At 66.0% G+C, this 13,040-nt stretch carries 7 protein-coding genes; 2 read left to right on the forward strand and 5 right to left on the reverse strand.

Going from position 1 to position 13,040, the window contains the following annotated elements:
- The first annotated feature begins 31 nt into the window (after nucleotides 1-31).
- Nucleotides 32-7,189, forward strand: a complete 7,158-nt coding sequence (locus FVW20_RS14505; RefSeq protein WP_307831565.1) for a Calx-beta domain-containing protein — start codon at nucleotides 32-34, stop codon at nucleotides 7,187-7,189.
- 134 nt (nucleotides 7,190-7,323) lie between these two features.
- Here FVW20_RS14505 and FVW20_RS14510 read toward each other — a convergent pair whose 3' ends face one another.
- From FVW20_RS14510 to FVW20_RS14530, 5 genes are all read right to left on the reverse strand, one after another.
- Nucleotides 7,324-8,049, reverse strand: coding sequence for an ABC transporter ATP-binding protein (locus tag FVW20_RS14510; RefSeq protein ID WP_196610173.1), 726 nt, complete (start codon nucleotides 8,047-8,049; stop codon nucleotides 7,324-7,326).
- The gene (locus tag FVW20_RS14515) at nucleotides 8,049-8,816 is read right to left on the reverse strand and encodes an ABC transporter ATP-binding protein (protein WP_196610174.1); all 768 of its coding nucleotides are present in this window, start codon (nucleotides 8,814-8,816) and stop codon (nucleotides 8,049-8,051) included. Before FVW20_RS14515 ends, FVW20_RS14510 begins: the two co-directional genes overlap by 1 nt.
- Nucleotides 8,817-8,828: 12 nt before the next feature.
- Nucleotides 8,829-9,905: a branched-chain amino acid ABC transporter permease gene (locus FVW20_RS14520; RefSeq protein WP_196610175.1), complete on the reverse strand. Its 1,077-nt coding sequence runs from the start codon at nucleotides 9,903-9,905 to the stop codon at nucleotides 8,829-8,831.
- Nucleotides 9,906-9,935: 30 nt separating this feature from the next.
- Nucleotides 9,936-10,856 carry a branched-chain amino acid ABC transporter permease gene (locus FVW20_RS14525; protein WP_190245438.1) on the reverse strand — a complete coding sequence of 307 codons (921 nt, stop codon included), beginning with the start codon at nucleotides 10,854-10,856 and terminating at the stop codon, nucleotides 9,936-9,938.
- Nucleotides 10,857-11,141: 285 nt separating this feature from the next.
- Complete coding sequence (locus FVW20_RS14530) at nucleotides 11,142-12,305, reverse strand: ABC transporter substrate-binding protein (RefSeq protein ID WP_196610176.1); 1,164 nt, start codon at nucleotides 12,303-12,305, stop codon at nucleotides 11,142-11,144.
- Nucleotides 12,306-12,654: 349 nt separating this feature from the next.
- On the opposite strand from FVW20_RS14530, the gene FVW20_RS14535 reads away from it, so the two are divergent.
- Nucleotides 12,655-13,040: histidine racemase CntK family protein (locus FVW20_RS14535; protein ID WP_504739162.1), on the forward strand; the 386-nt coding region annotated here is incomplete at its 3' end.

Below are 13,040 nucleotides of genomic sequence, written 5' to 3' on the forward strand. Positions count from 1 at the left end.
CGGCGCGGGCGCGGGCGCTGCCGGTGGCGGCGTGGGCGACTACAGCGACGACCCCGGCAGCCTCGTCGCGGGCGTTGACCGGCTGGACCCGCTGACGCCGTTCTTCTGGAACAGCGCCGTGGAGCCCACGCTGGATGCCGAAGGCCCGCTGGATACCGCATCCGGCACCCTGTCCTTCACGCTGCTGCCGGTAAACCCCGACGGCAGCCTGGCCGGCACACTGGGCGGCTACGAGGACAACCGGCCCGACCAGCACCTCGACCCCGCCGGCGGCGACGAACAGCCGTTGCGGCTCGCCGTGGTGTTCTCCCCTGCGGACAACGAGGTGCTGACCGAGCTTACCCTCACCGGCTTCCACGAAGGCACCACCATCAGCATCGGCGATCCCGGCTTCGGCCCCGGCAGCTTCGTGGTGACCGGCCCCGGCCAACCCGTCACGCTGACCCCGGCCCAGATAGCGGCGGGCGTCTTCGTGCGGCCACCGGAAGACAGTTCCGCCGACATGAATCTTTCGGCCACCGCCTCCATCACCGACCCGGATTCCGGCCTGAGCAACGTCATTTCCGGCACCTTCACCCTGGTCATCGACGCAGTGGCCGACAAGCCCGGCCTGGAGGCCACGGCGCAGTCCGCCCCTGCCGCCGAGGAAACGCCCGTCACCGTGCATGCGGCGGGCACCTTCACCGACCTTGACGGCTCGGAACGTCATTTCATCGAGGTGCGCGACATCCCCACCGACTGGGTGCTTACCGGCGCCCTGCCGCAGGGCTGGGCAATCGTGGATCCGGTCACCCATCAGCCCATGGCTGCGCCGGTGCACGGCCTGGGCGAGAACACCACCTACACCCTGGTCATCGAGGTGACGGACGCCACCACCGCCAACCACGGCGGCATCAATTCCGGCGACAGCGCCAGCATCGGCGCGGACCTCACCTTCGACCCGCGTGACTGGTCAGACGAACGCTGGGGCGACGGCACCCCGCGCGACGGCGAAGGCGGCACCACGCTGACCGTGGCCGCCGTGGCGCAGGAAACCGTGACCGACGGCGAACTGACCGTCGGCAACAACATTTCCGAGACCGTGGAAACCGTCGTGGTTTCGCGCACCGAAGACCATCCGGACATCACGCCGGAAGGAACCACCGGCCATGCCCTGACCCTGGTGACCGATGAATCCGCCGGGTTGCAGCAGTATGGCGCCAAGGGCGACATGGATCCTTCCGCGCTGTCCCCATCGGTCAACGCGGTGCTGGCGGGGCTTGGCCTGTCCGCCGCCGATGCCCTTTCGGCCACGCGGGGCAGCGTGACCTTCAACCTGCATTCCGACGGCAGCACTGAAGCGGCGGGCAACCAGGCCACGCCCTCCGCCGTGTCCATCGCCTGGGACGCCGCGCAGGCCGTGCCGGAAGGCACCGTGCTGCGCACTGCGTCCGGCACGGACATTTCGCTGGTGGTGGATGAAAACGACCCGCACGTGCTGCGCGGCGTGTACACCGAGGGCGGCGTACAGCACACCGCCTTCGTGGTGGTCATTGCCGGGGCGGACCTTTCCGGAGCGGGCTCGGCAACGGTCACCTTCGTGCAGTACGCCCCGCTGGCCCACGGAAACACCGGCAGCCACAATGAAGGGCTGGACCTGCCCGCGTTCCGGTTCACCGTCACCGACGACGAGGGCGACACCGCCTCGGCCACGGTGCAGGTGACCGTGCGCGACGACGGCCCCACGGCCACCCCGGACAACAATACCTTTGACGAAGCCACGGTGACCGCCATCGACGGCAACGTGCTGACCGGCGAAAGCTCGCACGGCACGGACAGCACGCCCGACGCGTCCGGGGTCGACGGCTGGACCGCAACCGGAACCGTGACGGGATTTTCCATCAACGGCACCAGCTACGGCGTGGACACCCCGGTGACCATCCTCAACCCCGGCAGTTCGGTTCCGGCGGGCACCTTCACCCTGCACGCCGACGGCAGCTACACCTTTACCCGCGCACCGGGCCAGGACATTGCCGATTCCTTCACCATGAAGGTGAACTACACGGTCAAGGACGGCGATGGCGACACCGCCTCGTCCACCCTGACCCTGAAGCTGAACGCCGCACCCACCCTGCAACTTTCGCTGAGCGGCGATTCGCAGGTGTACGAGGACGCGGCCCACGGTGCCCGCGTGAACCCGGCGGGGGGCGGCAATGACGGCTGGAACGCCAGCGGCGACAACAGCCACGACATCGCCACCTACACGGTCAACTGGTCCTACGCGGGCGGGCGTGCCACCGACGGCACCTTTGCCGCGGGCTCCTTCGCCTTCGACGTGACCCTGAAGGACGGCTCCGCCAGGTTCGACGCCGACACCACCAACAACACCACCATGGCCAACACCGGCGACGTGACCTGGGCCGTGCCCGATGGCAGCGGCGGCTGGACGGCCATGACCTTCAACCTCACCACCGCCGACGGGCGCGCCGCGCTGGTCGCCGCCCTCAACGCGGACCTGGCCGAACGCTACGGCAGCAATGCCGAAGGCGAAAGCTACGTGCGGGTCAGCGGCGTTTCCGCCGACGGCAAGACCCTGACCTTCACCGTGCTGGACGGCTGCCCGCTGGACGACGCACTGCCCGTGCGCGTGGCCGCCATCGACGACCGGCTGGGCGACAACAACGAAAACTACTCGGTGCAGATCGGCAACATCCACCCGGCGGAAGACACCCCGTCCACCATGGACGTGGTCATCGCCGGGCAGCGCAACCAGACCACCACCGTGTACGACGAAGGCAACAACGCGGAGGGCGACGGCTTCCGCGTGGGGCTGGAAAGCCCGGTGCCCGCGCAGGAAAGCGACGGCGCGGCCCAACTCACCGTGGTGCTCTACGAGAAGGACGGCGATCTGTACACGGTGAACGAAGGCCCCGCGCAGAACATCACCGTATCGCTCAAGTTCGGCGCCACGGGCGACACCGCAGGAGCCGACCAGGACTACTTCACCACCACCTCGTACACCCTGAAGCCCTCCGACTGGACGTGGAACGCCGCGGAAAGCCGCTGGGAAGCCAAGGTGCCGGTAAAGCTGGCCGACGACCGCCTGAGCGAGGGCAGCGAAAGCTATACCGTGAAGCTTACCGGCGTGTCCGGGCACGAGGCCGGGCTGAACGACGCCAAGACCACCGCCACAGTGACCATTACCGACGACACCGCCGCCGGGCACGAAGCGAAGCTGGACGGCCCGTCGCTGGAATACTTCGGCCCGGAAACCGTGGTGCGCGAACCCGTGGCCCCCGGCGAATCCGCCGAGTTCACGGGTGGCGTCAACACCACCGGCACGGTGAACACCGTGGGCTACACCATCATCCTTACGGAAGTTGCCGCGCAGGATGTGGTGGTATGGCTGAAGCTGGGGTCCGCGGGCCTCGGCACCGACTTCCGCACCGGCACCGGCCTGCACGCGGCATCCGACGTTTCCGGGCTGCCCGGCTACGCCGACCGCCCCGAAGGGGCCGACTACTACGTCATCGTCAAGGCGGGCGAGGCATCCGCCCGGTTCTCCGTGGACATCCTGCACGATCACGACACTGCCGGCGACGGCCATGGCGTGGACGCTGGCACGGACACCGTGTCGTGGACCATCGTGGACATGCAGGGCAGCGAGGTGCGCTTCACCCCCGGCGAATCCGGCTCCACCAACACGGAAACCATCGCCGACGACATGCGCGGCCCGGTGGCGTCCATCACCGAACTGGACGCCACCCAGAACACCGCCGACGGCACAACCACCATCAAGGTGGGTCTGGGCAACGACGCCGACGGCCACGCCACGGCCAACGAGGACGTCACCGTCACCCTTCAGGTGGTTGGCAGCGACGGCAGCGTGCATGAATACACCGTGACCATACCCGCCGGGCAGGACACGGGCAGCCTTACCCTGCCCATTCCGCACACCGACTACTACCACGTGCGCGTGGTGGGCGCCGATGGCGGCGAAACCCGCCATGACGACGGGTTCCGCTTCGTTGACGTCACCGGCCCCGGTGGTGGCGGCGGCACCGACCATGGCCGCGTCACCCTGGGCCTTGCCGCGCACGACCTGCCGGAAAACGCCAGCCACGACGGGGTGAACCAGGCGGTGTACACCGTCACCGGCAGCCTGTCGGACAACTACCGCCCCCTGCAGAACGGCGACGTCAGCTTCACCCTGAAGGCCTTCGACAACAGCGCGCACAGCCCCGACGACTACACGGCGGGCAACGTGACCGTGACCGTGGATTCCGGGCTGATGGTGCTGGCCAAGATGTCCGCCACCGACAGCTTCTCGGTGGACGTGCTGGAGGACGGCACGGCGGTGTTCACCATCCCCGACCTGCAATTCCTGGGGGGGACGCATGTGGTGTCCATCAGCTTCGCGCCCGACGGCACGGCGTCCATCGTGGTGGACGGCAAGTCCGCCGACGGACCCATCGCCACCCTGATCGAGGACCACCTGCTGCATGGCGCGGTGACCGTAACCGGCCAGACGCCCATCGTGAACGTGGTGGACGACCACCGCGTGGAAGGCGACGAAACCTACTCCGTGGTGCTCTCCAACCTCAGCGGCAACGCCACCGTGGCCGGTGACGGGCACGGGGCCATGGACAGCGCGACCATCATCGACAACGACGCGCCCACGGTGCAGGTGACCGTTACCGACCACACCGGTGCGCAGACGGACACCGCCACCGAAGGCCAGGCCCACCCGCTGACGGTCACCGTCAGCCTGGTGGATGCCGACGGCCACCCCCTGGCCCTGGGCGACGGCCCGGTGACCTTCCAACTGACCTTCAGCGGCACGGCGGAACAGGGCAAGGACTTCGCGCCCTACACCACCCTGGTCACCATTCCGGACGGCGGGTCCGCCGCCTCGGTGCAGGTCAGCCTGCCGGATGATTACATCAGCGACGGCAATCGCACTTTCATCGTGACAGCCACTCCCGTAGCCAACGACCCGTACAACGGCTACCCCGCCGGATTCATCGGCAGCGGCAGCAGCGCGGAAGTGACCATCGTCGACCACGTCAACGGGCCGGACGTCACGCTGACGGCTGCCACCACCAGCATTTCGGAAAACAACGGCTCCGCCGGCTTCGTCATTTCCATGGACAAGACCGTGGAAGAGGACGCCACCTTCACCGTACGCGTGGACTTTGGCCCCGGCATGACCGAGGCGGACCTTGCCGGAGTGAAGATAGGTTCCGGTGGCGTGTCCACCGACGGAATCACCAGGGTTTTCGCCGCCGATGGCACCACCGTGACGGGCTGGGAATTCCAGGTCACCGTGCCCAAGGGCAGCGCGGGGGGCGGCGCCTTCAGCGTGGTGGCGAAGAACGACTACGAGACCGAGGGCAAGGAAACCTTCACCGTCTCGCTGGTGGACAGTCACGGGGGTGAAATCGGCTCCCTCGGCGCTGCCCACACGGTCACCGTCAACGACACCCTGGACGGCCCCAAGGTGTACCTGGACACCAAGGGCGACTACGGCACGGCAGAGGAAGGCGGCAGCGCGGAACTGCACATCGGCATGACCAAGGCCGCCGTGGCCGACTTCAGCGTGGACCTTACCGTGCAGACCCCGGAACTGCTGACGCCCGGCTCCACCGCCACACTGTGGATCAAGACCGCCAGCGGCGACTGGCAGGCCGTGGACACCGCCGTTGCCATCGGCACGGACGGCTCGCTGCGGGTCACCGTGCCCGCCGGGGCCGTGGACGCCAAGGTCCAGTTCGACCTGGCGGGCAACGACGTGGTGGGCGACACCCACACCTTCACCGTCACCCTGGACGGCGTGGCCGACGGCGAAAGCGCGCTGCGTTCGGTGGGTTCGCTCACCTCCACCTTTGCCGAGGAAAGCCACAACTCCATCACCTACCAGCTCTCCGGCTCCGCGCCGGACAGCAACGCGGTGGTCACCTACACCCTGAACGGCGTGGCCTTCGCCAACGTGGCGTCGGTGATCGTTGACGGACAGGCCGTGACCGTCACCAACGTGGGCGGCAAGGCCACCTTCTCGGTGACCGGCACGGCGGGCGCGGCCATCGCGGACCGCATCACCGTCACCTTCAAGGACGCCGGGGCCGCAGCCGACAAGGCCGCCCTGTCCATCGGCAGCAAGGTGAGCCTGAGCGCGGACATCACGGTGACGGACACCACCCCCGGCCTTGTTGCGGCAGCGGCCACGCTTGTGGCCCTTACCGGCGACGAGGCCGCCCTGGCCACCGGCGTGCTGCACATCAGCGACCTGCTGGCGGGCGTGGACGACCCCAGCCCCCACGGGGCGGGCATCGGTTTCGGGGCCAACGCCTCGGCAGCCGACGGCATGGGACACGCCGGTTCCGGCTGGACCGTGGACACCGCCAACGGCGAACTGCATTACAGCCTCACCGGCGACGGTCGCTACACCTACACCGCGCACGACCTGGGCGACGCGGCGGACAAGGCCACGGCCACCCTGACCACCCACGTGCAGACTGGCACCGTGTTTGATGGTTCCGACAATGCGCACGGCATCGACCTCATCGTGGCCGGTTCCGCCCATGGAGACACCATCACCGGCTCCAGCGGCGACGACCGCATCCACGGCGGCGCAGGCGACGACACTCTGTTCGGCGGTGCCGGAAACGACGTGCTTCACGGCGGCGACGGCAACGACCATCTTGACGGCGGCGACGGGATGAACACCCTGTACGGCGACGCGGGCGACGACACCCTTGTGGCGCGCGACGTCAGCGGCGACGGGTTCATCACCGGCCACGACTTCGCCGGGCTGCACGGCGGCACCGGGCACGACACCCTGTTGGTGCAGGGCGAAGACGTAACCCTGGACTTCAGCCGCATCACGGCGGGCACGGTGACCGGCATCGAGGCCATCGACCTTACCGCCCACGGCGCGCAGCACGTCACCCTCAGCCTGGAAGACCTGACCTCCAGCGACACCGGGTCGCTGGCAGTGGTGTTCGGCGAGGCCCCGGTGCATTCCGCCAGCACGGCGGCCAGTTCGGACCATGCCGCCGACGGCTCGGTAACCTTCACGGCGGCGGGGGGCGATTCGGTGACCCTTACCGGCCTTACCGCCACCCAGATCGCCAGCATCGGCGACCTGACCGACACCCATGACCACCAGTTGCTCATCCACCAGGTGGTCAGCTCCACCTCGGGCGGGTAGCAGGGCCACGGCGCCACGGCAGCGCAGGCATCCCGCAAACGCACTACGGGCCGCCCCTTTCGGGGCGGCCCGCTTCATTTCGATGTCCGGAGCCTCGTGGAAGCCCCCGCGTTGCCGCAGCCGGCAACCGTGGGCTAGCCGCCGAGGTAGGCCTTTTTCACTTCCGGGTCGTTCAGCAGCGCATCGGACGGGCCTTGCGCCACGATCTCGCCGGTGTCCAGCACGTAGCCGCGGCTGGCCACCTGCAGGGCAAGGCGGGCATTCTGTTCCACCACGATGATGGTCAGCCCTTCGCGGTTCAGTTCCTTGAGGGTGCGGAACATTTCGTACATCAGTAGCGGGGCCAGGCCCATGGAAGGTTCATCCAGCAGCAGCACCTCGCAACTGGTCATCAGTGCGCGGCCCACGGCCAGCATCTGCTGTTCGCCGCCGGACAGGGTGTCGCTGCGCTGGGTGCGCCGCTCGGCCAGGCGGGGGAACAGGTCGAAGATCCGTTCCAGGTCACGGCTGATGGCCGGGTCGTTCTTGCGGGCGTAGGTGGCCAGCATCAGGTTTTCCATCACCGACAGGTTGCCGAAGATGTGACGACCTTCGGGCACCAGCGCGATGTGCAGCTTGCTGACCACGTCGTGCGGTTCCACGTTCAGCAGCGACTTGCCCTTGAACAGGATGTCGCCGCCGCTGACCTTGGGCGCCTCCGGCGGGGGCAGGCGCATGATGGACTTCAGCGTGGTCGATTTGCCCGCGCCGTTGGCCCCGATGAGGGTGACGATCTCCCCTTCGTTCACATGGAACGAAAGGCCGTGCAACGCCTCGATATTGCCGTACTTTACGTAGAGATTCTCGATGGAGAGCAGCATCAGATCGTATCGTCTCCCAGGTATGCCTTGATGACCACCGGGTTGGACTGGATTTCCTCCGGCGTTCCTTCGGCAATGGTGCTACCGAAATCGATGACCTTGATCCATTCGCACAGGCTCATGACCACCTTCATCTGATGCTCGATCATCCAGATGGCGATGTCGAACTCGTCGTGAATCCAGCGGATGAGCTTGATCAGCCCGTCCACGTCCGCCGAGTTCAGGCCCGCCGCCGGTTCGTCCAGCAGCAGCAGTTTCGGCCTGATGGACATGGCCCGGGCAATCTCCACCCGGCGCTGCAACCCGTAGGGCAGGTTGCGGGGCAGTTCGTGAGCGGCGTCCTTCAGGTCCATGGCCTCCAGCATTTCCCAGGCGATGGCGTCGATGTTGCCTTCGCTTCTGGTAAAGCGACCGGTACGCAGAAAGGCGTCCCAGATGGTGTAGCCAAGGCGGTGGTGCTGGGCGATGCGGATGTTGTCCAGCACGCTCATCTCGTGCCACAGCCGGATGTTCTGGAAGGTGCGTGCAATGCCCCGCGCCGTCACCTGGTGCGGGCGCAGGCCCGCCGTGGGCTGGCCGTCGAAGATGATCTGCCCTTCGGTGGGCTGGTAGAACCCGGATATCAGGTTGAACACCGTGGTCTTGCCCGCGCCGTTGGGACCGATAAGCGCGATGAGCTTGCGTTCTTCCAGCGATATGTTGAAGTCGGAAACGGCCTGCAGCCCGCCGAAGCGTTGCGTCACGCCTTTCATTTCAAGCAGCGGCATGTCCTCGTTCCCCTATTTGAACGTGTAGAAGCGGCGCAGCTTCGGGAAGACGCCCGAAAGCTCGCGGTTGCCCATGATGCCTTCGGGCCGGAACTGCATGAGCAGGATGAGGATGAGCGGGATGAGCACCCACTTCCACACCTGGCTCAGTTCGTACCCGGCGGGCAACAGGTTGACCGCGTGCAGGGCCGCATCCAGGCCGGGAATGACGAAGCGCAGCGATTCGAGCAGCAGCGTGAACAGGATGGCCGCCATGACCGAGCCGGACAGCGAGGCCATGCCGCCAAGGTAGACCATGACCAGGCCTTCCGTGGATTTCAGGATGTTGAAGGCCTGCGGGTTCACGTAGCCGTACACGTGGGCGTACAGCGCCCCCGCCACCCCGGCGAGGCCGGACGACACCATGAAGGCCACCAGCTTCACGTGGTTGGTGTCCACGCTCATGATCTCGGCGGCCACCTCGTCCTGGCACACGGCGGAAATGCCCTTGCCGTAGGTGGAGTTGACCAGGCGGCGCAGCAGCCACACCGAGAACAGCGTGCCCAGGATCACCCAGATGAACATCCAGGGAATGTCCACCATGTCGCGCATGCCGTTGATGACCCGCTTCATGCCGTGAAAGCCGCGCGGGCCGCCGATGATGTCCAGGTTCTCGATGACCGAGATGACGATGTAGTTGGCGGCGATGGTGATGATGGCCAGATAGTCGCCACGCGTGCGGAAAGAGGGCAGCGCCACCAGCAGGCCGAACACCGACGAGACAAGCCCGGCCACGATCAGCACCACCGGGAACAGCATGGGGGCCAGTTCCGGCGGCAGCAGCGCGTCGCCCACCAGCTTGTTGGAGGTGAACAGCACCACCGAGAGCACCGACGAGACATAGGCGCCCACGCACATGAACCCGGCGTGCCCGCACGAGAACTCGCCCATGTAGCCGTTCACGATGTTCAGGCTGCTGGCGAAGATGATGTTGATGCCCATGAACATGAGCACCGTCTGGGTGTACTGGTCTATGACGTTGAACTGCGCCAGCAGCACAAGGCCAAGGCACAGCGCCGCCAGTGCGGCGTTGAGGGTGTATTTCTGCATGTTCGCGTATCCTCTGGCGTGCGTCGCGGGTTAGATCTTGGTGGTCTTTGCCACGCCGAAGAGGCCGGTGGGCCGCTGCCACAGGATCATCAGCAGGATGGTGAAGGCGAACAGGTCCCTGAAGGTAGAGGGCAGGAACGCCGCCACCATGATCTCGATGAACGCCAGCAGAAAGCCGCCGATGAACGCCCCGCGAATGTCGCCGATGCCGCCCACCACCGCCGCGATGAAGGCCTTCCAGCCCACCATGGCGCCCATGTAGGGGTCGAGGATGGGGTAGGACATGGCGAAAAGCAGCCCGGCAAGGCCCGCAAAGCCCGACCCCAGCACGAAGGTGAACACGATGATCGAATCCAGCGGAATGCCCATCAGCGGCAGCGCGAACTTGTCCCACGCCACCGCGCGCATGGCCATGCCGATGCGGGTGCGCGTGACGATGAACTGCAGCAGGAAGAACACCAGGAACGCCGTGATGATGACCCACACCTTCAGGTTGGTCACCGACACGGAACCGAAGGTGTACACCACCTTGTCCACCATGTCGGGCAGCTTGCGGCGGCTGGCGCCCAGCAGGGCGAGGTTGCCGTTTTCAAGGATAAGCCCGCACATCAGGGCGGTGATGACCACGTACAGACGGTGCGCGCCCTTGCGCCGCAGGGGGCGGTAGGCGATGCGCTCCAGCGTCACGCCCACCCCGGCGGTGAGCAGCATGGTCAGCGGCACGGTCAGCGCCAGCGCGGCCCAGCCGGGCAGGTTGAATACGCCCATAAGGTCGCCCAGCAGCAGCGAAGAGACGAAAAATGCAATGTACGCGCCCACCATGAATATGTCGCCATGGGCGAAGTTGATGAGCAGCAGCACGCCGTACACCAGGGTGTAGCCCAGGGCGATCAGTGCGTAGAAGCTGCCCCACTGGAGCGCGTTGAACAGGTTCTGGATGAAGATTTCCACAGTCCCGAAACCCTCCGTGGAACGGTTTGCCCCTTGGCGCGCGCCGTGCACGCGTCAGGGGGGCAGAACACGGGCGGCGCGTCGTGCGCGCCGTCCGTGAAAGGTGATTCGTATGTTCCGCTTCGCAGGTGCCAGGTTCCGGATGGGAACCCGCGCAGGGCGGCACCTTGGCCGGGCGGCAACCCGGCACGCCGCAGGGGCGGCGCGGATGGAAGCGGAAGCCGCAGTGTGCGTGCGGCGTAAAAGGCCCCGCGCGGCCAGAGGGCCGCGCGGGGATTCATCATACTACTTGGGGCAGACCGATTCGGCGAAGGTGAATTCGCCCTTCTCGCTGATCTTGACGACCACGGCGCACTTGATGGGGTCGCGGTTTTCGTCGAAGCTCATCTTGCCGGTGATGCCGTCGAAGCTCTTGATGTTGACCATGGCGTCGCGCACGGCCTTGCGCATCTTGCGGGTATCGGAGTCAACCTTGCCCACGCTCTGGATGGCCTGAAGCACGAGACGGGTGGCGTCCCAGGTCAGCGCGGCCACGTCGTCGGGGATGTAGCCGTACTTGTTGTTGTACTTGTCGATGAATTCCTTGGTGGCGCCGGTGGCGCCGGCGGCGGCGTAGTGGGTGGAGAAGTACTGCCCCACGCATTCCTTGCCGCACAGGTCCATCAGCTCGGCGGAACCCCAGGCGTCGGAGCCCATGAACGGACCCTTGTAGCCAAGGTCGCGCGCCTGCTTCACGATAAGGGCGACGATGTTGTAGTTTTCAGGCAGGAAGATGAAGTCGGGCTTGGCGGCGACAACCTTGGTCAGCTGGGCCGAGAAGTCCTGGTCCTTGCTGCCGTGCGATTCCATGCCCACCACGGAACCGGCGCCGTGCATCTTCTCCCACTCTGCCTTGAAGAACTCGGCAAGGCCCTTCGAGTAGTCGTTGGAGATGTCGAACAGCACGGCGGCCTTCTTGGCCTTGAACTGCTTGGTGGCGAAGTTGGCCACCACGGGGGCCTGGAAGGGGTCGAGGAAGGCGGCGCGGAACACCCACGGACGGCCCTTGGTGGTATCCGGGTTGGTGGACCAGGGCGAGATCATCGGGGTTTCGTTGTCGTTGGCGACGCCGCCGGCGGGCACGGCCTGCTTGGACGACTGCGGGCCGACCACGGCCAGCACCTGGTCGCGCTCGATGACCTTCAGCATGGCGTTGACGGCGGATTCGGGCTTGGCTTCGTTGTCCTCGAACACGAATTCGAGCTTGTACTTCTTGCCGCCCACATCCAGGCCGCCCTTGCCGTTGATTTCTTCGCGCAGCATTTCGGCGGCAAACTTCGAGGCCTCACCCACCTTGGGGATGTCACCGGTCAAGGGGATGACGAAGCCGAGCTTGATGGTGTCGGCGGCGAACGCCTGCCCCGACAGCACCAGCAGAAGTGCCAGCACGAGCAATACTGTCTTCTTCATCTTTGCCTCCTCGCAGGGAAACTAGGGTTTTGGATAGCGGTTTAGTATCGCAATCAGACCATGAAGGGAACCGCTTTCTTCAATAATGTCTTTTTTGTAAATTCACTTTAATTTAAGCGTTTTATAACTTAACCATTTTGTAATCAAAATTTATGTCGTCATACTGGACAGTTAGCTTGCCGTAAGGCATCATGCGCAAGCTGTCGCGCGCCGGGGCCCGCACCATGCCATCGTGCCGCCATGTTCGCGGCATGCTGTGCTAATCCGGCATGTTCCGAAACTTCGCCAGCGTGTGCCCCCCGGCAGCCACCCTACGCCGCTAGCGCCGTCCCCACTTGACACGACAAGATTGTTCATTCAACCCATTCTCACCATGCACCACCAGAGCGCCCTGCGCTTTCACAAGTTCAGCCCCGGCGGCAACACCACCATCCTCGTCACCGATCCGGTGCCCGCGCCCCTGCGCGCCGCCGTGGCGGCGGAACTGATGGGCGAGCATCACGTGCACGCCGAACAGGTGGGCTTTGTCACGCTGGCTGGCGTGTGCCCGCGCATCGACATGATGGGCGGCGAATTCTGCGGCAACGCCTGTCGCGCGCTGGCCGCGCTGCTGGCGCTGAAGCGCGTGCTGCATGCCGGTCCCGGCGGGCTCATGTCCGGCGCGATCGCCAGTTCAGGCGTATCCGGCACCCTGCCGGTGCGGGTGGTGCACACCCCGCAGGGGCCGGACGCAGC

The sequence above is a fragment of the Nitratidesulfovibrio oxamicus genome (genome assembly GCF_015731765.1).
Lineage (GTDB): Bacteria > Desulfobacterota > Desulfovibrionia > Desulfovibrionales > Desulfovibrionaceae > Cupidesulfovibrio > Cupidesulfovibrio oxamicus.

What these genes read in the sequence shown, in the direction of transcription:
- FVW20_RS14520 (WP_196610175.1), bottom strand. Translation starts at nt 9,905, where the DNA reads ATGCAGAAATACACCCTCAACGCCGCACTGGCGGCGCTGTGCCTTGGC.
- FVW20_RS14530 (WP_196610176.1), bottom strand. Translation starts at nt 12,305, where the DNA reads ATGAAGAAGACAGTATTGCTCGTGCTGGCACTTCTGCTGGTGCTGTCG.
- FVW20_RS14515 (WP_196610174.1), bottom strand. Translation starts at nt 8,816, where the DNA reads ATGCCGCTGCTTGAAATGAAAGGCGTGACGCAACGCTTCGGCGGGCTG.
- FVW20_RS14510 (WP_196610173.1), bottom strand. Translation starts at nt 8,049, where the DNA reads ATGCTGCTCTCCATCGAGAATCTCTACGTAAAGTACGGCAATATCGAG.